Source organism: Micromonospora sp. LOL_015 (genome assembly GCF_048060275.1).
Classification (GTDB): Bacteria; Actinomycetota; Actinomycetes; order Mycobacteriales; family Micromonosporaceae; genus Micromonospora_E.
The window spans coordinates 1-22,025 of the sequence record NZ_JBHMIO010000046.1; the positions used below are offsets into that span (position 1 = coordinate 1).

Annotated in this window: 19 protein-coding genes; 4 read left to right on the top strand and 15 right to left on the bottom strand. The window is 67.4% G+C overall.

Translation table 11 applies throughout. The annotated features are described in order from the left end of the window. The first annotated feature begins 96 nt into the window (after positions 1-96). Positions 97-888, top strand: a complete 792-nt coding sequence (gene istB, locus ACFHWU_RS24690; protein WP_416591732.1) for an IS21-like element helper ATPase IstB — start codon at positions 97-99, stop codon at positions 886-888. 240 nt (positions 889-1,128) lie between these two features. Here the strand turns inward: istB and ACFHWU_RS24695 are convergent, their stop codons facing one another. The 13 genes from ACFHWU_RS24695 to ACFHWU_RS24755 all read right to left on the bottom strand — a co-directional run bounded on the left by ACFHWU_RS24695 (position 1,129) and on the right by ACFHWU_RS24755 (position 16,894). Beyond that, positions 1,129-4,944 carry a type I polyketide synthase gene (locus tag ACFHWU_RS24695; protein WP_416591733.1) on the bottom strand — a complete coding sequence of 1,272 codons (3,816 nt, stop codon included), beginning with the start codon at positions 4,942-4,944 and terminating at the stop codon, positions 1,129-1,131. 95 nt (positions 4,945-5,039) lie between these two features. Next, complete coding sequence (locus tag ACFHWU_RS24700) at positions 5,040-6,059, bottom strand: glycosyltransferase (RefSeq protein ID WP_416591734.1); 1,020 nt, start codon at positions 6,057-6,059, stop codon at positions 5,040-5,042. Between the two features lie 7 nt (positions 6,060-6,066). Beyond that, positions 6,067-7,251, bottom strand: a complete 1,185-nt coding sequence (locus tag ACFHWU_RS24705; protein ID WP_416591735.1) for a class I SAM-dependent methyltransferase — start codon at positions 7,249-7,251, stop codon at positions 6,067-6,069. Positions 7,252-7,293: 42 nt separating this feature from the next. Next, positions 7,294-7,959, bottom strand: a complete 666-nt coding sequence (locus ACFHWU_RS24710; protein ID WP_416591736.1) for a phytanoyl-CoA dioxygenase family protein — start codon at positions 7,957-7,959, stop codon at positions 7,294-7,296. Between the two features lie 223 nt (positions 7,960-8,182). Next, on the bottom strand, positions 8,183-9,178 hold the full coding sequence (locus tag ACFHWU_RS24715) for a Gfo/Idh/MocA family protein (protein ID WP_416591754.1): 996 nt from the start codon (positions 9,176-9,178) through the stop codon (positions 8,183-8,185). Positions 9,179-9,201: 23 nt separating this feature from the next. Continuing rightward, entirely contained in the window at positions 9,202-9,369 is a 168-nt protein-coding gene (locus ACFHWU_RS24720) for a hypothetical protein (RefSeq protein WP_416591737.1), read from the bottom strand. Continuing rightward, a complete protein-coding gene (locus ACFHWU_RS24725) occupies positions 9,366-10,457 on the bottom strand; it encodes a GDP-mannose 4,6-dehydratase (protein WP_416591755.1) in 1,092 nt (363 codons plus the stop codon). Before ACFHWU_RS24725 ends, ACFHWU_RS24720 begins: the two co-directional genes overlap by 4 nt. 331 nt (positions 10,458-10,788) lie before the next feature. Next, positions 10,789-11,544 carry an rRNA methyltransferase gene (locus ACFHWU_RS24730; protein WP_416591738.1) on the bottom strand — a complete coding sequence of 252 codons (756 nt, stop codon included), beginning with the start codon at positions 11,542-11,544 and terminating at the stop codon, positions 10,789-10,791. 77 nt (positions 11,545-11,621) lie between these two features. After that, a complete protein-coding gene (locus ACFHWU_RS24735; protein WP_416591739.1) occupies positions 11,622-12,671 on the bottom strand; it encodes a hypothetical protein in 1,050 nt (349 codons plus the stop codon). Beyond that, complete coding sequence (locus tag ACFHWU_RS24740; protein WP_416591740.1) at positions 12,668-13,681, bottom strand: glycosyltransferase family 2 protein; 1,014 nt, start codon at positions 13,679-13,681, stop codon at positions 12,668-12,670. Before ACFHWU_RS24740 ends, ACFHWU_RS24735 begins: the two co-directional genes overlap by 4 nt. Positions 13,682-13,726: 45 nt before the next feature. After that, complete coding sequence (locus ACFHWU_RS24745) at positions 13,727-14,689, bottom strand: alpha-ketoacid dehydrogenase subunit beta (RefSeq protein ID WP_416591741.1); 963 nt, start codon at positions 14,687-14,689, stop codon at positions 13,727-13,729. A 4-nt stretch (positions 14,690-14,693) separates the two neighbouring features. Beyond that, a complete protein-coding gene (locus tag ACFHWU_RS24750; RefSeq protein WP_416591756.1) occupies positions 14,694-15,629 on the bottom strand; it encodes a thiamine pyrophosphate-dependent dehydrogenase E1 component subunit alpha in 936 nt (311 codons plus the stop codon). Positions 15,630-15,760: 131 nt separating this feature from the next. Then, positions 15,761-16,894 (bottom strand): nucleotide disphospho-sugar-binding domain-containing protein, encoded by a 1,134-nt coding sequence (locus ACFHWU_RS24755; protein ID WP_416591742.1) that lies wholly within the window; start codon positions 16,892-16,894, stop codon positions 15,761-15,763. A 300-nt stretch (positions 16,895-17,194) separates the two neighbouring features. Between ACFHWU_RS24755 and ACFHWU_RS24760 the strand changes: the two genes are divergently transcribed. The 3 genes from ACFHWU_RS24760 (at position 17,195) to ACFHWU_RS24770 (ending at position 20,135) form a co-directional block, all read left to right on the top strand. Then, positions 17,195-18,106, top strand: a complete 912-nt coding sequence (locus ACFHWU_RS24760; RefSeq protein ID WP_416591743.1) for a GDP-mannose 4,6-dehydratase — start codon at positions 17,195-17,197, stop codon at positions 18,104-18,106. A gap of 152 nt (positions 18,107-18,258) precedes the next feature. Further along, positions 18,259-19,179 (top strand): putative sugar O-methyltransferase, encoded by a 921-nt coding sequence (locus ACFHWU_RS24765; protein ID WP_416591744.1) that lies wholly within the window; start codon positions 18,259-18,261, stop codon positions 19,177-19,179. Beyond that, positions 19,176-20,135, top strand: coding sequence for an NAD-dependent epimerase/dehydratase family protein (locus ACFHWU_RS24770; protein ID WP_416591745.1), 960 nt, complete (start codon positions 19,176-19,178; stop codon positions 20,133-20,135). Before ACFHWU_RS24765 ends, ACFHWU_RS24770 begins: the two co-directional genes overlap by 4 nt. Here ACFHWU_RS24770 and ACFHWU_RS24775 read toward each other — a convergent pair. Both ACFHWU_RS24775 and ACFHWU_RS24780 read right to left on the bottom strand, forming a co-directional pair. Further along, entirely contained in the window at positions 20,128-20,757 is a 630-nt protein-coding gene (locus ACFHWU_RS24775) for a dTDP-4-dehydrorhamnose 3,5-epimerase family protein (RefSeq protein ID WP_416591757.1), read from the bottom strand. The genes ACFHWU_RS24770 and ACFHWU_RS24775 overlap by 8 nt on opposite strands. 11 nt (positions 20,758-20,768) lie before the next feature. After that, positions 20,769-22,019, bottom strand: a complete 1,251-nt coding sequence (locus ACFHWU_RS24780; protein WP_416591746.1) for a methyltransferase domain-containing protein — start codon at positions 22,017-22,019, stop codon at positions 20,769-20,771. Between the last annotated feature and the right edge of the window lie 6 nt (positions 22,020-22,025).

Here is a 22,025-nt window from a genome sequence, read left to right on the forward strand (position 1 = left end):
CGCAGGCCACGGCCACCTCGCCGCGGCCGGCCTGGCCGCCCTCGTCGAACAGAACACCCTGACTTTGCACCGCCGACTCAGAAAGGCCACCATCCGATGACCCGCCCCACCCCGACGCCGACCCGCTCGGCGCCGGCCCTGCCCGACGACCTCGACAAACTCCTGCGCCGGATGCGGCTGCCCTACCTACGCGCCGCCGCACCCGACGTCATCGCCACCGCCAAAGCCCAACGCTGGGACCCCGCCGAAGTCCTACGCGTGCTGATCAACGAAGAAGTCATCGGCCGTGACGCAGCGACCCGCAGGATGCGCCGCAAGACCGCGAACTTCCCCACCGGCAAAACCCTCGCGACCTGGCGGCCCGACGAGTCATCCATCCCCCCGGCCACCCAACAAGCCCTGTCCACCCTGGAATGGATCAGCCGGGCCGAGAACCTGGCCGTGTCCGGCCCGTCGGGCACCGGCAAGTCCCACTTCGTCGAAGCCCTGGCACAGAAAGCGATCGAGGCCGACCTACGCGTGGCCTGGTTCACCCTCGAAACGCTGACCAACACGATCAGCCGAGCCAAAGCCGACGGCTCGACCGCCCGGACCATCGCCCGGATCTGCCGCAGCGACCTGATCGTGGTCGACGACATCGGCATGCTACCCGCCGGGCAAGACGCCGCCGAAGCGTTCTACCGCATCGTCGACGCCGCCTACGAACGCCGCTCGATCGCCGTGACCAGCAACATCCACCCGTCCGGCTTCGACACGATCATGCCCAAGACCCTCGCGACCGCCACGGTCGACCGGCTGCTACACCACGCCCACCTGATCACCACCCAAGGCGACTCCCACCGACTCCAGCAAGCCCTCGCCGGCAAGGGAGTAAAAACCTTGACCTAGCCCCCCACCAGGAGATCACCTGACCACCGGCATGGAATTCTGCTGTCCGCCCACGAGGAGCTTCAAAGACCATCGGACAGGACTTCGTCCTGACCCTTGACACTGTCACGCTCCGTTCCGTGGGAGCCCGGAGGTGAGATCCCTCCGGGCGACCCGACCCTGGCTCACCGGGTGGAGGAAAACCGACGAACTGGCGTTCCCTTGCCGCGTCGGAGTCGGCGCCACCGCGGCGACGTCGGGTCAGTTCGTCTGGTCCCGCGCGGAGAGCAGCCCAGCCACGTGATCGGCGATTGCGGTCACGGTGGGTTGCTGCCAGAACACGGTCGCCGGTAGTCCCAACCCCAGTCGCTTCTCCAGCCGCCGGCGGACGACCACCGTCATCACGGAGTCCAGACCCTGTTCTGCGAGCGGGCGTCTCGGATGCAGGTCGTCCACCGCGAGCCGCATCTCGGTCGCTATCTGGTGACGGACCTCCTTGAGCACCCGTTCCCGCAGCTCGGCGGGGGGCAGGTCGGCGAAGGACACCGTCGGCTCCGGGTGATCCGTCTCCTCCAGGGCGGTCGGGGACGGCGGCTGATCGATCACCGGATAGCGCAGCCCGGGCAGCGCTGCCAGAACCTGGCCGGCCTCGGCCGCGACGAGCGCGTCCACCGTGTCAGGGCGGTCCTCATCCAGCCGTACCTCGACGAGGACGGTCTCGGGCGGCCGGCCGATCGTGGCCACCTCGTCGATCTGCATTACCATCCGCAGCTGTGGAAGACCCGGATAGGCTGCCGGCGCGATCGACATCACCGCGTCCAGTGCCGATGCCCAGGTGGACGTGTCGGCGACGCGGACGCGGGCACGCAGGACGCCGTACCCCGACAGCAGGTGGTCCACCGACCAGTCGAAACCCGTCGACGGGACGCCGACCTCGGCGAGTCTGCGGTGGATCAGTCCGGGGTCGGCCGGTTCCAGCCGGTACCGCTGCGGGTCCACCAGCGTCCGCGCCTCGATCGCCGCAGGGTCACTGCCGACCACGGTGGCGTCGGCGTGGACCAGCCACGGCGGATCATCGCCGGCGTATCCACCGGTGGTCCGGGACGCGAGTCGGACGGCGTCGGCCTCCCGAACCACCTGGATCTCCCGCAGGCCGGCCGTCATGAGCGGATGCCGCATCGTCATGCCGGCCAGGACCGGCGGTACGCCGTCCCGCTCGGCAGCCGCCAGGAAGGTGACCACCAGGACGGCGGCCGGCACGATTTCGACGCCGTTGAGGCGGTGACTGCCCGGATAGGGCCGGTTCGTGTCGGCTAGGCCGGTCCCCCACACCTGGACCGTGCTTCCCGCGAGACTACGCCGCGTACCGAGCAGGGTGTGCGAGGTCGGTTCGTGCCCGCGTCCGCCGGCCAGTGGCCCCGCAGTGGGGTAGTGCCAGTGGCTGCGGTGCTGCCAACGGTAGATCGGCAGCGTGACCAGGTCACCCGTTGGGTGCAGAGCGCGCCAGTCGAGGTCCACCCCCGCGCAGTGCACCCCGGCGAGGGCGGTCAGGAAGCCGCGTACTTCGGGTTGGTCGCGGCGCAGTGTGACGCCGACGTACGCGTCCTCGTCGGTCCCGGCCAACGTTTCGTGGATCGAGTGAGCGACCACCGGGTGCGGCGACACCTCCACGAACACCCGGAAGCCGTCGGCGGACGCGGCGGTGACCGCGGCGGCGAGCCGTACCGGATCGCGCAGGTTCCTCACCCAGTAGGCGCTGTCAGCCGTCATCGCGGCACGCGGGTCGTCCAGGGCGGTCGAGTACACCGGAATCCGTGGGCTCTGCGGCGTGAAGTCGACGACTGCGGCGAGCTCGGCGAGCAGCGGATCCATCTGCGGGCTGTGGAACGCCACATCGGCGGCCACCTTGCGGGTCACCAGGCCGTCGGCGGTCCAGCGGGCGACCAGCGCGTCCAACGCCGCAGGGTCGCCGGACACCACGGTGGACGTCGGCGACGACGCGATTGCCGCCACCACGTCGGTCCGGTTGGCCAGCTGCTCGGTGACCTCGTGGAACGGCAACGAGACCAGGGCCATCGCACCCTGGCCCGCGACCCGCCGGAGCAGTACCGACCGCCGGCAGATCAGCCGGGCACCGTTCTCCACCGTCAGCACGCCGGCGGCGACTGCGGCGGCGATCTCACCGACGGAGTGACCGATCACCGCATCTGGAGTTACTCCTCGTGATCGCCAGACTGCGGCCAGCCCCAGCTGCATGGCAAAGATCATGGTTTGAGTTCGATCAACTGAATCGAATCCGCCGTCCAGTAGCGCCTGACGCGGCGAGAAACCGATCTCCTCCAGGAAGATGGACTCCAGAGAGTCGATCACCTGTGCGAACGCCGGTTCGGCGGTGAGTAGCTCCCGGCCCATTCCGGTCCACTGCGAACCGTGGCCGGAGAACACCCAGACCAGCCTCGGGACGTCGCTGAGCGGCGATCCGGTGACGACGCCGTCGACCGGTTCGCCTGCGGCCAGGCCGCGCAGCGCGGCACCGAGACCGGCCGCGTCGGCGGCCACCGCGACAGCCCGGTAAGCGAGGTGGGAGCGTCGCAGTGCCAGCGTGTGTCCCACGAACGCCAGATCGGTGTCCTTGGCCAGCCACTCGGCGAGCGCCGTCGCCTGATCGCCCAGGGCTGCGGAGGAGGCCGCAGAGATCGGAAACAGGGATTCCCCGATCGGCGGACTGGTCTCGGATGCTGACACTTGTGGTGCCTGCTCGAGCACGACGTGGGCAACCGTCCCGCCGTAGCCGAATCCGGACACACCGGCGCGTCGGGGAGCACCGCGGTCCGGCCAGGGTTCGTGCCGGGTCACCACGCGCACCTTCAGCTTGTCCCAGTCGACGGCGGGACTGATCTCGGTGACGAGCAATGTGGCCGGAATCTCGGCGTGGCCGAGGGCGAGCACCGCCTTGATCACCCCGGCGATGCCGGCGGCGCCTTCGAGGTGACCGATGTTGGACTTGACCGAACCGATCAGGCACGGCGCACCGTCGGTACGACCCTGCCCGTACACGGCGCCGATCGCGGCGGCCTCCAGCGGATCGCCGAGCGGGGTGCCCGTCCCATGGGCCTCGACGTAGTCGACCGAGCCCGGCTCGATTCCTCCGTACCGTAGGGCCTGCTCCATCACGTGTTCTTGGGCTGGGCCGCACGGGGCCATGATCCCGTTGGTGCGACCGTCCTGGTTGACGGCGCTACCGCGCAGCACGGCCAGTACCCGATCCCCGTCGCGCTCGGCATCGGCCAGCAGCTTCAGCACGACGACGCCGCAGCCCTCGCCGCGACCGTACCCGTTCGCCGTGGCGTCAAAGGACTTGCTCCGCCCGTCCGGGGCCAGCGCACCCGCCGCGGCAAGAGTGATCGACTGGCCGGGCGAGACGATGAGACTGACGCCGCCGACCAGTGCCACCGTGCTCTCACCCAGGCGTAGACTCTGCGCGGCCAGGTGCAGCGCCACCAGCGACGCCGAGCAGGCGGTGTCCACCGTCAGACTCGGCCCGCGCAGGTCCAGTACGTGCGAGATCCGGTTGGAGACCGCGCAGGTGGCCGCGCCGATCCCCGTCCAGGCATCGATGTGCGGCAGGTTTTCGAGCTGGTGGGCACCGTAGTCGTAGGTGCAGACACCGGCGAAGACCCCGGTGTCGGTGCGGGCCAGGTCACGCGGTGGGATGCCCGCGTGCTCCAAGGCCTGCCAGGTGACCTCCAGCAACATCCGCTGCTGCGGGTCCATCAGCTCCGCCTCGCGTGGCGAGATGCCGAAGAACTCGGCGTCGAAGCCGTCGATCTCGCTCAGGAAGCTGCCCGACCGGTTCGCCCGCCGTACGGCCGCCTCGAACTCGGGCCCGCGTTCGCGATACGGCTCCCACCGGCCGGCCGGCACCTCCCCGGTGGTGTTGCGCCCGCCGGAGAGCAGATCCCAGAACTCGTCCGGGGAATTGACGTCGCCGGGGAACCGGCAGCCGATCCCCACGACAGCGACCGGTTCAGCAGCGGCCCGAGCGGGCGGCCTGAATGCTTTCGGTTCCACGAACATCCCCTGTTGTCGATTGCTAAAACGGGTGGTCGCGCGGGGCAAAGTTTTGAGGCACGTCACGCTTGCGTGCCGGCTCGGCCGACGTGACCCGGCTGTCACGTCCAGGATCGGCCAGCGAGCACATCGTGGTAGATCGTCTCGAACTCCTTGGCCACCACGACGTAGTCCCACTGCCGCACCGCTGTGGCATGGACCGAACCCGGTTCGGGCAGGCCAGCAACGACGTCGCGGGCCTGTTCGGTGGTGAAATCAGAGCCTTCTGGCACGACCGCCCCGACTCCCGGCACAATTTCCGCCAGGCAACCGTTGGAGGTACCGATGACGGGCGTACCGCACACGGCGGCTTCCGACACCACGGTCGATCCGGGCTCACACCACACCACGCCCCATGGCCCCATCGTGCTCTGGGACAGCACCATCATGGCGGTCGCGCGCGCGATCAGGTCGAGTCGTCGCTCACCGCCCACCTCGCCGACAAGGTCGAGGGTCTCCCCGAAGTCGCGCCTGATCCTGGCCAGGTAGTTCTCCTCCCAGGACGGACCGGCCACGATCAAACGGCGCCCGGCGGCGCTGGCGAAGGCCGCGGCCTCGTAGGTGCCCTTCCACTCGGAGATTCGGCCGAGGTAGAGCAGGTAGTCGTCCTTCTGGGCCTGGAACGGGTAGCGTGCCCGGTTCACAGAGATGCGGACCACCGGTGCGACGTCGTTCTCGGCCTGGGCACGTTGGGCGTACGAGGCGTACACGCAGTTGCGCGGGTACTTCGGCTTGCCGGTCAGGTGATGGGTGGACAGGTAGGCCATGTTTTTGGGGATCCGGTCCGGGTCGATCTGCCCGCAGGAGAAGTCGTGGACGACGTCGACTACGGATGCTTCTGAGCTGTTCAGCCACGCATGCATGTCCTCGATCTCACCGGCGTCCACAACGGTGACCGCCGGCGAGACCGGTTCGGTTCCCGGTGCGCCGAGCAGGAACACCTCATGGCCGAGTTCGAGCAGGCCGTCCATGTGGTTGGCCACGATCCAGTGAATACCGGCATAGCCCTGCGGTGGGACCGTGATCCAGTGGCTCGGGTCGGTCGGTACCCGTAGCGCCATGGTCACCAGAACGACGCGCATCAGTCCCTCACTTCTCCGTGGCCCGGTGTGGCGCCGGCAGATCGGACATCGGATCCTGCCGCGGTCGCCAGGTTGCGTTTGCCTGTTCGGTATTGCGACCCTTGTCGACGATCGCGAGATTGTGGTACATGTGCAGACCTGTCACATGTTGATCTAGGTAGGACGGCCGGTACGGGTGGTCACGAATCCGATCGCGGTGGTGCAACCCGTCGACAAGTGTCTTCAAGAACCCGACTGACGTGGCGGGGTCGGTCAGGTCCGTACCGTTTCCACCCCACTCGGGCCAGTACGAGGTGTGCAGGTCCTCGATCACGTACACGCCACCAGGGCGTACGTACGGGAAGAGCGCGTTGAACGCGGTGATGACATGGCTGCTGACGTGGCTGCCATCGTCGATCACGATGTCGAACGGACCGTACCGCCGCGCGAGGTCGATGAGAAACGCCGGGTCGGCCTGGTCGCCGCGGAGCGTGACGAGCCGTGGCTCGTCCAGCACCGACTTGTCGTACACGTCGAGTCCGTACACCATGCCGCGGGGGAAGTAGTGCTTCCACATGCGCAGCGAGGCCCCTCCAGCGTCCGGCTCGTGGTAGCCGCCGATGCCAATCTCCAGTACGGACACCCGCTGGTCACAGAACCTGCCTAGATGCTGCTCGTAGTGGGGCGTGTACCAGTGCCCGCCCCACTTGTCCGAGCCGAACTGCAGCGCCAGCGCGGTCAGCGATCCCCGGTACGGCTCACAGGCCTGGAGCACCTGGTGGACCGCGCGAGTCGCCTCGTCGCGCCGTACCAGCCACGGGTCGTCGGGCTTGTACTCGACCGGGCCGGGCTCGTCCTTCATCGTCACGTCCCGGCCGGTGCCGGTCCACGGGCCGCTCGGGCCGAATACGTCCCGGACGAGCGCGGCCAGGTCGTAGCGGATATACACCCACGGATCGCCGAGCCGGCCTGGTCGCGTCCGAGGCCCGTCCGGACCGACCGTAAGGAGGTAGGTGACCTGCCCGGCAGCCGGAACGTCGACTTCGAACTGAACGTCTATCGGTGCCTCCGGGCCCAAGTACAGCAACGTCCGGCTCGCCACCTCGCCGATGGCCACAGCCACAACGGCTGCCGGGTCTTCGGCCAAGAGTCTCGCACCGACGTCGGGAGCATCCGCCATCATGAGCAGACGTTGGATGAGCGGGGCCGTCATGATTTCCTCCGCGTGTACGCGTCACCGATGAGACACTGCTTGTCAGGCTTCGAGGCGGATCGCCGGATCGGCGAACTCGATGACGATGGTTCTGCGCCACCGGTCGCTCGGGTTCGGGCCGGACCCGTGGACCAGGCGCACGTCGTGTACCACGAGATCGCCCTCGTCGGACGGCACCGGTACCCGAGGGCCGGCGTCGCGTACTGCTTCGACGTCCAGATCGGCGGGCATCAGGTGCGAGCCGGGAACGCCTTCGAGGCACCCGTTGGCCGGGCCCGCCGCATCCAGGCAGATGCTGATGTTGCACGCTGTCTGCGGAGCGAGGTGTGGACGGTCGCGGTGCCAGGGCACCCCGGCCGCACGGCGTGGTTCCTTGAGCACCAGGGCGAACGCAGTGGCGACGACGGGTTCGCCGATGAACTGCGCGGCCAGCCGGGCGAGCTCCGGACGGTGCAGCAACTCGGCCTCTGGCCAGTCCTGCTTTTCCAGATTGTGTATGCGGTACAACACCGGCGGTTGCTCGTCGACGTCAAAGTTCCAGTAGTCCGTGGAGGTGTGGCCCTCGTCGGTGAACCGTGAGATCAACCTCGTGGCCCCGGCCTTGAGTCGACGTGTCACGTCCCTGTCGAGTACCTGTCCGACTCGGACGAAGCCGTCCACCCGGAAGCGCTCGACCCACACGGCAGGGTCCTGTACAACCATGGTCATAGCCTGTCCTTTCGGCTTTCGTCGGCGGCCGAGGAGTTTCGTGCTGCCCAGCATCTTCGGGATTGTCCGGTGATTGCGGTGGTCGAGGTGCGGCCATATCCGTCAGCTGCGGATCAGCGCCCGGCAAGCCGTAGCCACAGACAGTCGTGCCGCAGACAACCTGATTCGACCCTATCGAGTTCTGCGGGACGACGAACTAGTGTTCTCACCACAGCTCGCGCAGCTACCGGTGCCGTAGCGCTGCCGTACCTGCGACAGCCGCGCACTCCCGAATCTCATCGATCAGCCGTGCACGAGCGCAGATTTCAACCGTGTCAACCTCCTGCTGACCGGCGGTGACGGCGTCGACGAATGCGCGTAGCGTGTTGGCGAACTGATCCTCCGGCGGAAGGATCAGTTTCCGATATTCATGATCGCGTTCGATTCGGATCACCGGTCGCCAGGTAGCCGGGGGAGTGTAGGCGCGGTCGACGATGATCCGCCCCTCGCTGCCCCAGAGGATGTAGTCGCACCGGTAGGCATGCTCGAACCCGAAGGCCAGCTGGGCGGTCCGGCCGTCCGGGGTGTGAAGCAGGGCACTGCCCGACACGTCGACACCGCGCCCGGCGTCTTCCTTCAGCGTCGCGCCGACCACCTCCAACTCAGGACCGAGGAAAAGACGCGCGGCGCTCAGCGGGTACACGCCGATGTCGAACAGCGCTCCACCGCCCAGATCCGAGCGGTACCGGATGTCACCGGGGCCGAGTGGAGGGAAGCCGAACGCCCCGTTGACCGTCCGCAGCTCACCGATCTCGCCGCCGTCCAGCAACTCCCGGACGGTGCGGTGCAGACCGTGTCGGAGAAAGGTAAGGTTTTCCATCAGCGCGAGGCCGAGGGACCGGGCGCTCTTCACCATCGCCTCAGTGTGGGCGTACCGAGTGGTCAACGGCTTCTCCACCAGGACATGCTTGCCGGCCTCCAGGGCCCGGCCGACCCACTCGTGGTGCAGCCCGGTCGGCAAGGGGATGTACACGGCATCCACGTCCGGCCGGGTCAGCAGCGTGCGGTAGTCGGCGGCGGCCTCACAGCCGAACTCCCCGGCGAACAACCGGGCCTTGGTTGGTTCCCGGGCCGCGACGGCGACAAGCTCGGTCGTGGGCTCGCGTAGGATCGCCGGTAGGGTCCGTCGACGAGCGATGTCGGCGCACCCCAGCACGCCGAACCGAACAGGACCGTCCACCACGACCCGTTCCGGCACCTCGCTCACCACAGCCTGCGCAGGCAGGCGAGCGCACTGCGTGCTTCGACATCGCGGTGGCAACCGTCCCACGGCAGCGTGGCGCGGTCGACGACCACGGCGACCCCGAAGAGCCGCCGGTCCTCATCCAGCGTCATCAGTTTGCTCTCGGGCAACGCGGGCAGCTCCCTCACCACAGATCGGCCAGCTCGCGAATGACGCCGTCGCCGTGGCGCTGCGGATCCGACAGCAGGTCCAGATCGCTGTCGACCATCATCGCGATCATCTCCTCGAAGGGAACTGTTGGTTTCCAACCGAGTCTCTGCCGAGCCTTGGTCGGGTCGGCGCAGAGTAGGTCGACCTCGGCGGGACGCTGAAGCGCCTCGTCGAGGACGACGTAGTCACGCCAGTTCAGTTCGACATGGGCGAACGCGAGCTCGACGAGTTCGCGTACGCTGTGCGCAGTCCCGGTGCCCAGGACGTAGTCGTCGGGCTCGTCCTGAGCGAGCATCAGTGCCATGCCGCGGACGTAGTCCCCAGCAAAACCCCAGTCACGCTCGGCCTCCAGGTTGCCCAGCCGCAACGATTTTCGCAGCCCCAGCTTGACGGCCGCCGCGCCGAGCGAAACCTTCCGCGTCACAAACTCCGGCCCGCGTATCGGTGACTCATGATTGAAGAGCATTCCGGAGACCGCGAACATGCCGTACGATTGGCGGTAGCTCTGTACCGTGTAGTGGCCGAAGGCTTTGGCCACGCCGTAAGGACTGCGTGGGTGAAATGGTGTCAGCTCGTTCTGTGGTGTTTCTCGAACCTTGCCGAACATCTCTGACGACGACGCCTGATAGAATCGGGGATGGCTAAAGTCGGGGGTTCGTGAGCTAGTGATTCCTGCGGTGATCCGGATCGCTTCGAGCATGCGCAGCACGCCCATCCCGGTGACCTGTGCGGTGGCTGTGGACTGCCGCCACGACACGGGGACGTAGGAGAGCGCACCGAGGTTGTAGACCTCGTCCGGCTGGACCTGCCCGACCACTGAGAGCAGGCTTGGCTGGTCCATCAGATCCCCGCTTACAAGCGTCACGTCCGGATGTAATTGTCCGGGGTGGCACACGGTTGGCGCAGTGTGGCCGCGTACCATCCCGAAGACCTCATATCCGGCGGCCAACAGGTGCCGCGCCAGATAGGTGCCGTCCTGGCCGGTAATCCCTGTGATCAGCGCTCGCCTAGTCAGGATAATCTCCCAGCCCTGGGACCATCCTTCGAGGTGGCCGCATCGAAGGATGGCGAACTACCGGGTTGCCCCCGAGGGAAAGGGCGCATGTCCCGTTGCTGTGGCTCACGTTACTGGAAAATAGAGCAGGGATCACCCTCCACGAATGCATTATAGGGAGGCTACTAGGGCCTGCCCCCCAAAGCGGACCAGTCACTTGATGATCGTTGCGACCAGATCGGCCCAACCAACTCCGCTGTGCGACCTCGGCATGCTCATCCCCGCCATCCTGTCGATCCACCAGCTGGCACGGTATCTGGTGCCAGGCTGTCGGACCATCGGGGTCAACTGCGCGTCGAGAACGGACAATCCAGACTTCTGCCGTCGGCCCAGGCTGTTACCGTCAGTGCGGTCCGGTGCCGGCGAGATCGGCGGCCACGAACAGGGCCACTGCTCGCGTACCGACCCGCAACTTCTGCCGGGGTCGCACACCGCCGACCGGCGGAACCCTGCGCCCTCGTACGATCACCGCGATCACCGCAGTCGGCCGGAGCGCCGCGGCAAGAGCGGTCAGCATCCCGGGGAGGCCCTGGCCGGCGTGGTCACCAGTCCACTCCGTCTGCTCGCCGTACGGCACGTCTGTCACGACCAGGTCGGGTGCATACCCCTTGACCGCAGACGCGAGCGCCACCGGATCAAAGACGTCGGCCTGCCGGACGGCGTGTGGCACAGGGCCGCCGCCGGCCTCCAGGCGGCGGCCCAGTCGCCCAGCAGCTGCCGCAGCTTCGGCGTAGCCGGGCTTGCCAAAGCGCTGGGCGCGCTCGGCCAGTTCCGCAGCCCGCACCGCCATTCCGCCGTCGGTGAGCAGCTTCAGGTTGGCTGACGCCAACGCCAAAGCGCCGGCGTCGATATCAGAGGCCAGTAGTGCTTCGATTCTCCGCCGATGCAGGACCCCGAGCACGGTCAGCAGGTAGCCGCTGCCGCAGCACGGATCCCACAGGACCGCCGGAGCGGTGCCGCCGCGCACCTTGAGGGCGCGCTGGAACACCTCGGACGCGAGCCGGACGGGAAAGGCGGGAAGTCCCGGGGCGGAACGCAGGACCGCACCGCTGGCGAGATCACCATGGTCAGACCGTGTCGTTTCGTACCGATAGCCCACCCTGCTCCTGTCTCTCCGCGTGCCAGGGTATCAATCGGTCAGCAGGCGGCGTCGTCATCGGTGGCGCCTGGGGCCCCTCACCCGAAGAAGGCCAGAAGGTTCCGAAGGACGCGAGGATAGGCATACTCCACCCGCAGCCGGTCCTGAATCCGACCGACGACCTGGGCATGGCGCTCGAAGTCCGTGATGAGGCGGGCGAGCGTCGTGGCCGGATTGGCGCCGAGTAGCAGGTGCTCGCACTCGTCGCCGTAGACAACGGCGAGGAACTCCGCGTCAGCGGAGAGGGCCGGCAAGCTGCCCGATGCCAGGGTCTCGAACATCCGCGGGGTCAGCAATCCCGTGCCTGCCACCAGGGGACGGACCAGGACCGGTGAGATCAGTGACCGGCCCATCTCCGCGATGACCCGCCCGAACGGCACTGGCGGGCAGACCTCGATGCCACGCTCGGCCAGCCAGCCCGGCACGCCAGTGGTCGCGTCTTCGAAACCGGGACAGGTGGTGCCGTCCCACCAGCGTCCGCAGACCCGGATCCGGGGAGTGGGCCGAAGCGTAGCCGCAGCCTCCACCACGGCGGTCAGCGGTTTCCAACGCCACCAGTTGCTGCCGATGTACTGCAGGTCGTAGTCCCGTTCGCGGCCGAGTGACAACGGATGACATACGGTCTCGGGCATGCCGTAGCACTGGAAGTACTCCGCTCCCGGCGGCATCGAGTTGGCGATCCTCGGCTGCAGCACCAGATCACTCAGCGCACTGTACAGAGTGCGCCAGCTCTCGGCGGTGTACTTGCCTGCCGTGCCGTCGGCGCCCAGCTCCGGCTGCTCGTCAGCCCAGTGCAGGTCGAAGTCGACGACCAGCCGGCGTGACAGGGGGAAGGTACGGGCGAGTTCGATCTGCTCGGGGGTCAGGAACTGCCGGGCCTCGAACATCACCACCAGGTGTGTGCCCCAATCGAGGTTCGGTTCGACGGGCAGATGTCGGGGCACCTGGTCGTTCATACGCGACAACGGGCCGCTGACCCGGACCTCACAGCCTGCCTCGCGGGCCGCCCGGACGTAGCCGGCCACGGTGTGACTGAACCCCGCCTGCCAGTGGAAGTTGCCGGAGATCAGAATGCGGGGCCCGGTCATGACGCCACCGCACGCTGTGCCGCCGCCCGGCCCGCGCGCAACCCGCGATGACTCTGCCGACGTCTTACTATGGTCGGGGTCTGGCCCGCCAGCCACCGCATCGCGGCCACGGTCTCCCGTACGCCGGTCAGCGGGTCGATCCTGCCGACCACGCTCCTGCCCGACAGGTCTGCCAGGAGCCATCGGGTGGCCAGCCGGGCCGCCTTGACCAGGCTCCAGTCCACATCGGTGAGCAGACAGTAGTAGCGGTTGCGCCGCATGTGGACCCGGGTGTACGTGCTGCGTGTTGTCGCGCCGCCACCGCCATGGTGCTGGAGGCCCTCGTCGAGCAGCAGGGCCACCCGCCAGCCTGCCCATCTGGCCCGCCGGCAGAGGTCCACTTCCTCGTAGTAGGTATGGAAGACCTCGTCGAGCATGCCTATCTCTCGAAGCGTCGTCGCTCGCGCGAACAGTGCGGCACCTTGGACGTAGGCGTGCTCCAGGGTTCGCGGCGCGCGGCCGGCGGGACTGCCGGCCGGGGACGGATGATCCAGTCGGTCACTCGCGAACGCGTGCTGTTCGCCCAGCCACAGCGCGGTGTGCGTCCAGTCGTTGAATTCGGTCAGTTCGGTCGAGTCGTCGTCGTAGCGATACTGCAGTGGACCGATGATCCCGTACTCGGGCCACCGCTCGGCGAACTCGACCATTGCCCGGACCAGCCGCGGCGGGACCCAGGTGTCCGGGTTGACCAAGAATATGTAGTCGGCCTTGTCGGCGAGCGCAGCCCGGATGCCCACGTTGTTGGCCCCGGTGAATCCAAGATTGGTGGGGTTGCGGATGAGCTTCACGGTGGGAAACTCGCGGGTGACCAGGTCCGTGCTGCCGTCGGTCGAGGCGTTGTCGATCAGGCGCACGTCTAGGTCAAAGCCTTCGGTGTCGCTGTCGACCAGCGCCGTCAAGCAGCGACGCAGCCACTTGATCTCGTTGGTGCTCACCGTGATCGTCGTAACCCGGGGATGTCCCGATGTCATCTGCCAGTCTCCACTCCAACGCCGCGTCTACTTTCCGCACCGCCCTTACCGCAGCACCGCACGGATGGCCTCGGCGAGCCCGAGCGCGTCGGGCAGCAGCGCGTGGTCCAGGTTCAGCGCGTACGGGATGACCGCACCGTCTGGTCTAGACAGCCGCCTGGGTGGCACCGCCAGCCCGAACTCCTCAACTGCGGTCGCCGCGATCTCGGCACCGAATCCGCACATCCGGTTCGAGTCGTCGATCACCACCAGCCGGCCGGTCCGGGTGACCGACTTGCCCAGCGTCTCCCAGTCGACCGGATAGACCGTGCGTGGGTCGACGACCTCGACCGACGCCTCTGCGGCAAGCTCGGCAGCCACCTGAAGGGCAACCGGTACCAGATGACCAACGGCCACCACGGTGACATCCGTGCCTTCACGGTGCACCCGGGCACTGCCCAGCGGCACGGCGTCGAGGTCACCGTCGATCTCCTCGGACGTGCCCATCAGCAGGGTAGGCGCGAAGACGGCAACCGGGTCAGGCTCTCGTATCGCCGACAGCAGCAGGCCGTACGCGTCGCTGGACGTCGCCGGCACCGCGGTCTTGATGCCGACGTGCGCGAGCAGGCTGTACGGGTGGTCGGAGTGTTGTCCGGCCATGCCGGACCGGGACCCGGAGCCGGGCACCAGGTAGGTGACCGGGACGCTGGCCTGGCCGCCGGTCATCAGCGAGAACTTGTGCGCCTGGTTGGCGATCTGCTCGAACACCAGATAGAGCAGTGACGGGATCTGGAACTCCACGACGGGCCGCTGGCCGGCGATGGCGGCCCCGGTGGCCAGACTGGTGAACGCCTGCTCGGACAGGGGTGTGTCCACTACCCGGCCGGTGCCGTGCACCTCGGCCAGTCCCTTGGTGATGCCGGTGATGCCCAGACTCACGTCCTCACCGAGGACACACACCCGCTCGTCACGGGCCATTTCGTCGTGCAGGGCCTGGTTCAACGCCGCGACGTAGGAAAGGCTCGGCATCAGATCACGCTCCCGGCCGTGTCGGCGTCGTGCCGGCGTACAGGTAGTCCAGGGCGTCGCCCGGGTCGGATCCGGGGCTGGTACCGGCAAACGCGGCAGCTTCGGCGATCAGCGCGGTGATCTCGGCGTCGACCTCGGCGGCGACCGCCGGCGCGAGACGGGCGCGCTGGCGGATCAGCGGATCACGCGCCTTCCAGTCGGCCACCTCGGTCGGGTCGCGATAGTCGATGCCCATCAGGTGTTCCACAGTGTGGTGGCCGTGGAACCGGTAGGTCGCGCATTCGAGGAAGTGCGGTCCGCCACCGGCGCGGCAGGCGGCCACTGCCCGGCCGGCTGCCGCAGACACGGCTTCGACGTCCATCCCGTCGACCGCCGCGACGGTCAGGCCGAACCCGGCCGCCAGGCGCACCGGATCACCCGCCAGCCCTCGACCGATCGGCAGGCTGGTGGCGTAACCGTTGTTCTCGCAGACGAACAGCACCGGCAGCGACCACAGCACGGCCATGTTGAAGGCCTCGAGCACCACGCCCTGGCTGAGCGCGCCGTCGCCGAAGAACGCTACCGCTACCTGCTGGTCGCGGCCCTGGCGCCGGGCCGCCCATGCTGCGCCCACCGCGATCGGCGCACCCGCGCCCACGATTCCGTTCGCGCCGTAGATGCCCAGTCCCATGTCGGCGGCGTGCATCGATCCACCACGCCCCCGGTTGAGGCCGGTGCTGGCACCGTACAGCTCGGCCATCGCTCGTTTCGGATCGGCGCCCTTCGCGAGCACGTGCCCGTGTCCGCGGTGAGTGCTGGTGACGACGTCGTCCGGCCTCAGATGGGCACTCACGCCCACCGCGACAGCCTCTTGACCAATGTAGGGGTGGATTCCACCGACGATCGTACCGGTGAGGGCCATTTCGAGGCAGTGCTCCTCGAATTCCCGAATCAGGCGCATCTGTCGGTAGAGGTGAACGGTTCGATCCGGCGCAGTCGTCAAAATGGTTTTCCCTTTTCGCCAGCATGGACGGGAATCAGCATCGACTGTAGGACGGGAGATCCCGGGAAAACCCTCAAAGATGACCGCTTCTATGCGGTCAGGCCCTTCAACACGTCGAGGACGGTGACCGGCAGGGGCATCGCGGCGATCTCGTCGGCCATGGCACGCGCGGCGGCGGCGTGGAGCGGCTCGGTCAGCAGGACGCGGGCGGCGCGGGCGAGTGTGTCCGGGGTGTCCCCGCCGGGCGGCAGGGTGATCGCGACATCCTTACTGGCCAGCATGTTGGCCCAGTCGACGAACCGGCGGTCCTGCGGGATGATCAGCTGCGGGACACCGGCCTGCAGCGCCGTGAGCGCGGTCATCGTGCCGGCATGGTGCACGATCAGGTCGCAGGTGGGCAGCACCATGTCCAGGGGAACCCAGCCCGCATCGGTGACCCCGGGCTCTTCTCGCAACAGGGCGCCGACCTGGTCAGGGGCAGCAACGATCAGTTCGACGTCCAGGCCCGCGAGCGCGGCCACCAGGGTCCGCAGCAGGTCGATGCCGTGCGTCGGTGTTGCCAGGCTGCCCGCGGTCAGCAGCACCCGGCGGCGCTGCCCTGGGGTGACCATCCACGGTTCGACGGGGCGTTGCTCGTTGGTGGGAGTCCACCGCATGGGCTGCACCGGTCTGCCCACGGGTCGGATACTCGCCGGAAAGATATCGATTGCTAGGTCGAAGTTGGGTATTCGGTCGAGGCCGAGCGCGTCGAGTTCGGGCCGGAGCTCGTCCTCGACACCGGGGTGGGTTCCCTCTCGGTCGGCCGGGGTCCCGGTCAGCAGGTGCCGGACGCAGGGCAATCCGAACTCGGCGGCCAGCAGCGGGCCGGTGTAGGCGTGCGGCCCACTGACCAGGACGTCCGGCCGCCAGCGGGTGACCAGTTCGCGTGTCGGCCCGAGGCTGACGGCGGCCAGCCGACCGAACATGTTCCCGACGAAGATCGGCAGGTCGGCCTCGTCAGTGGGAATCCGTAGCGGGTTGCCGGCGCGGTCAGTCGTCATCAGCTGCGTCAGCGACAGCCCACTCGTCGTCATGGCAGGCAGGCCGATGGTCGTCGCCGCAGCGGTCGCCTCTGCGGTGGACGCGAGAATGACGTCGTGACCGTTCACCCGCGCGGCGACAGCCAAGGAGCCGAGGCCGAATACGTTCGATTTCGCCGGACCCGGCATAAAAAATAACTTCACGAACCCTCCATGCGCATTCCGTAAAGATAGCGGCGCTGGCGCGATGTACACCACACCCGTGGTCGAGGTTCGGTCAGTTCGAGGGTTTCATCTAGACTTGGTCGGCGTGCCCGTCCAACGCTTTACCGGCAAACATATTGTCGGATATCGTGAGCTCCACCTGCGGGAAGCGAACTTCGGAGACGTGGCCGCGAACTCGCGCCGGCCGTCGGGAGCCGATATGAAAGGGGTCAACCATATGAATGGCGGCGGGTTTCCACTGGTCGTGGCCAGGCCGCCGACCTTGACTCGGGTCTGACCGTGCCGACGGCGATCGTGGTAGGCGCCGAGGGCCAGGACGGGGCGCTGTTGAGCGAGTTGCTGCGGACGCAGGGGTACCGGGTGGTGCCGGTGGGGCGGCACGGCGCCGTCGACATCACCCGGCCGGACGATGTGACCGAGCTGGTGACCGGGCTGCGACCGGACGAGGTGTACCTACTGGCGGCGGTGCACGGCTCGTCGCAGGATGCGGTCGTCGATCCGGTGCAGCTCAGTCACCGCTCGTACGCCGTCAACACGTTGGCTGCGGTGCACTTCCTGGAGGCTGTCGGGCGGCACAGCCCGGCCACCAGGTTGTTTTACGCCGCCTCGTCGCACGTCTTCGGCGAGCCCGACACGCCGGTGCAGGACGAGAGAACGCCACTGCGACCGACCTCGGTCTATGGCATCAGCAAAGCGGCTGGATTGCTGCACTGTCGCGCCTACCGTGCGCGGGGGGTGTTCGCCTCGGTGGGCATCCTCTACAGCCACGAGTCTCCGCTCCGGCGCCCGGGTTTCGTGTCCCGGAAGATAGTGGACGCGGCTGTGCGCATTCAGCGTGGCGAAGCCGATCGCCTCGTCCTCGGCAGCCTGACGGCTGTAGTGGACTGGGGTTACGCACCAGACTACGTGGAGGCGATGAAGCGAATCCTCAGCCTGGAGGCACCGGCCGACTATGTGGTGGCGTCCGGGGTACGGCACACCGTCGGCGATTTCGTGGCGACGGCCTTCGCTGCGGTCGGGTTGGACTGGCGGGACCACGTCGAGGAGAACGCCGCCGTGCTCACCCGGCCGGACATCCCGTTGGTCGGCGACGCGAGCCGGTTGCGGGCCGCAACAGGCTGGCGTCCGAGCGTTGATTTCCCCAGCATGGTGCGGGCGTTGCTGCGAGCGGCGGGTGCCACACTGGTCTGAGAAGCGGGTCAGCGCCGAGGTCCTGGCCCGAGGTCCTGGCCCGAGTCCCTACGACCAGGACCTTCCACAACCGTCCGAACATGGACTAGGTGAACTGCTGATAAATAGCCGGTACGTTGACCAGCGGTTGATTCGATTCGGCAGGGGTGCAGATGAGTCATAGGTACGGCCGCAGCCCGCTCTGGGAGCGCTACAACAATACCCAGGTCACCAAGGAGGCCGTCGCCGATCTGGCCGGCTTCAAGTCAGGTGAGGTGAACTACAAACTGGCACTCTGGGATCCTCGGGTCAACGGCGTGCGATATCTGAAGACTCTGATTTTCAACCTTGCCGCAGGCCTCAGCCCGGCCAACTGGGCCCGACTGCGCCGCATCCCCAACCGTCATGTGGGCGATCCCTTCTCGATCACCTACGAGGGCGAAGAAGTCTGCATGGACTACTTGCAGGCCGTGCTCGAGTTGGAGTTCATCGAGAATCGGCTGGCCCTTGCCGGTGCGAGCATCTTGGAGATCGGTGCCGGATACGGCCGGACCTGCCATGCGTTGATGTCCAACTGTGACATATCCGCATACCACATCGTCGATCTGGAGAATTCGCTCGATCTGGCCCGCCGGTACCTCGGAGTGGTGCTGATGCCCGAGCAACTCAACAGGATTCACTTCCACGGCGTGGACCAGGCGGAGGCTGATGGAGCGCTACGAAAGCTCCGATTCGACCTGGCTATCAATATCGACTCATTTGCGGAGATGACTCCCGAGACCGTCCGCGCCTACCTGGACCTCATCGCCACTCATGCCGGTCATCTGTACGTCAACAATCCGGTTGGCAAGTATCTCGACAAGAGTCTGGACGGGCATTCGCAGGGCGATGCGGTCGTCGCGCTCGCGCTGCGGACCGGCCTGTTGCAGGACATCGTGGATATCCATGACAATCGTGCTGTTGCGGCACAGGCCCAAAAATTTATCGACGTCTATAGTCCGGCCTGCGATTGGACCCTGTTGGCCGATGCGAGGACCGTCCCATGGACCTTCTACTGGCAGGCGCTCTACCGGGCCGGAGTCCCCGGGCGATGACGGACCGGCCGCTGATCGTGGTGCTCGGTGCCTCCGGATTCGTGGGATCCGCCCTGCTGACGTTGCTTGCCGAGCGGCCGGTCACCGTTCGGGCGATCTCCCGCCGACCCGCGGTGGTACCAAAATCGGGGCCTGCCGAGTTCGAGGTGGCCAGCGCTGATCTCACCGACGAGGGTGCGACGGCGGCGGCGGTGGACGGCGCGGACGCCGTGATCAACCTGGTGCTCGACACCGCCGGGTGGCGCGGCACCGACGGCGACAGCGCCGCAGCGCGGGTGAACGTCGATGTCGTCCGCGACCTGGTCGATGTCGCCCGGACCAGGCCCGGACAGCTCGCGGTCGTCTTCGCCGGTTCGGCGTCGCAGGTGGGCCGGGCGCGCCGTACCCCCATCGACGGTACCGAGCCAGACCACCCGGAGACCGAGTACGACCGGCAGAAGCTGGCTGCCGAGGTTTTGCTCGACCGGGCCTCCGCCGATGGTGTCCTGCGGGGTATCACCCTGCGGATGCCCACGGTCTTCGGGCCGGCCCACCCGGGCGGCGGTCCTGATCGCGGGGTCGTGTCGACGATGATCCGTCGTGCGCTGGCCGGTGAACCACTGACCATGTGGCACGACGGCACCATCCAGCGGGAGCTGCTCTACGTGCACGACGCGGCAGCCGCGTTCGTCGCCGCGCTTGACCACGTGGATGCCCTCGTCGGCCGGCACTGGCCACTCGGCAGCCGGCACGGCGAGCCAGTCGGCGACCTGTTTCGGACGATTGCCGCGCTGGTCGCCGCCGAGACGGGGCGCCCGCCAGTGCCGGTCGTCTCCGTCGCGCCGCCCGCCGTCGCCCGGCTGACGGACTTTCACAGTATGGTGGTTGACGCATCCGCCTTCACCGCCGTGACCGGATGGCGCCCCCGGGTCGGCCTCAGTGAAGGCATACGCCGGACGGTGCGGGCGCTCAGCTAGGCCGGATACCGCGACCTGCAGCCAGACGGAAGCCCGCCTCGATCTCGGCGCAGGTTTCATAGCGGGGAAGCAGGCCGGCCTTGTCGGCCTGCGCGAAGGTGACGGCGGTCCGGTCCCGATCCGACAGGATCGGCTCGACATCCGTAGGGATGGGCAGGCCGAGCGTGGCGTCCAGCGGTGACAGCGCTTGCTCGTTCTCGAACACGTACTCGGTGGAGAGGACGTATGACATCACCGTGTCGTCCTCCAGCGCCACGAACATGTGTGCCACCCCTACTGGCAGGTACACCGACTTGAAGTCACGGGAGTCGAGGACCACGCTGTCCCAGCGCCCGAAGGTGGGCGACCCGATCCGGGCGTCCAGAACCAGGTCGAGAACCCGACCGTGTGGGCAGGAGACGAGCTTGGCCGTGCCGGGCGGCGTCGCCGTGTAGTGCAACCCGCGGACGACGCCGCGGCGGGAGACGCTGTAACTCGTCTGTGCAGCAGGGAACAACGGGTAACCGAGCGTCTGGGTGAATACCGAGCCCAAATGCGGGGACAGGAAGACCCCGCGCGGGTCGGCAAAGATCTGCGGGGCGAAGACGAATGCTCCCTTGACGGCCAGTTCGGTCGCCTCCAGCACGGACACGCTCAGCCTCGGACGTGTACTTGTGGGACATACAGGATCCACGCTCCGCCGGCCTGTCGGAACGCCTGTTCCTTCGCCATGATCTCGTCGGCGTGGTTCCAGGCGAAGAGCAGCGCGTAATCCGCCGAGTCGGCCGAGAACCCGTCTGCGGATCGAACCGGGATGTGCGTACCCGGGGTTAGGCGGCCCTGTTTGGCGGGCGTCGTGTCGTAGACGCAGGACACCAGATCAGGGCCGATACCGCAGAAGTTCGTCACGGTCGCGCTCTTCGCGGTTGCACCGTACGCGACCACCCGCCTGCCCTCCACCTTCAACCGCTCCAGCAGTGCCCGCAGGTCGTCGCGGACTCGTCTGACATCGCCGGCGAACCGGTCCAGCCGGGCCAGCGTCGCGACCTCCCCCACGTCCTCCTCAGCGATCAGCGCGGCGACCCGGTCCGCCGGGCGGCGCGTACCCTCCCGCGCCAGCGTGTACCGAACCTCGCCCCCGTGCACGGGCAGCCGCTCGACATCGACCAGCTCGAACCCGAACGACGCGGCCAACGCCCGTACGGAGCGCGCCGAGAACAGGAAGAAGTGCTCGTCGTAGATCTGGTCGAACGACGTCTTTGCCAAGATGTCGCCAAGGTACGGGTCCTCGAAGACGAAGACGCCGTCTGGCCCGAGCAGCGCGTCGACGCCCTGCAGGACCGAGTCCAGATCGGGAATGTGGCAAATGGTGTTCGCCGCGAAGACAACGTCTGCGGGTCCGTCGCTCGCCCGTACCTCACGCGCGGTGGACTCCTCGAAGAAGTCCCCGCGTACCCGCACGCCGTTGGCCCGCGCGGCCTTCGCGACCTTACCCGACGGTTCGAAGCCCAGATGCCGGACCCCGGCCTCGTGTACGGTCCGCAGCATCACCCCGTCGTTGCAGCCGATCTCGACCACGAACGGGTCCGGACCGGCGGCCTCCGTGCCCAACAAATGTCGGGCTGTGTCCACGAAGTGTTTCTGCATGGCCGCCGAGCCGGACGAATAGTACGGGTAGTCCTCGTGGAACATCTGTTCTCGGGGGACCTCGTGCATCAGTTGAACCATCGTGCACCTCTCGCAGGCGCCGACTGCCAGGTGGAAAAAGTACTCCTGGTGGATCTCCGGTTGGCTCAGGAAACGGTCGGACAGTGGCTGGCGGCCGAGCTCGAGGAACTGCATGACAGTTCCGCCGCAGGCCCGGCAGGTTCCCTGCGGCCGTGCCTGCCCGGCTGAATCGGTCATCAGTGG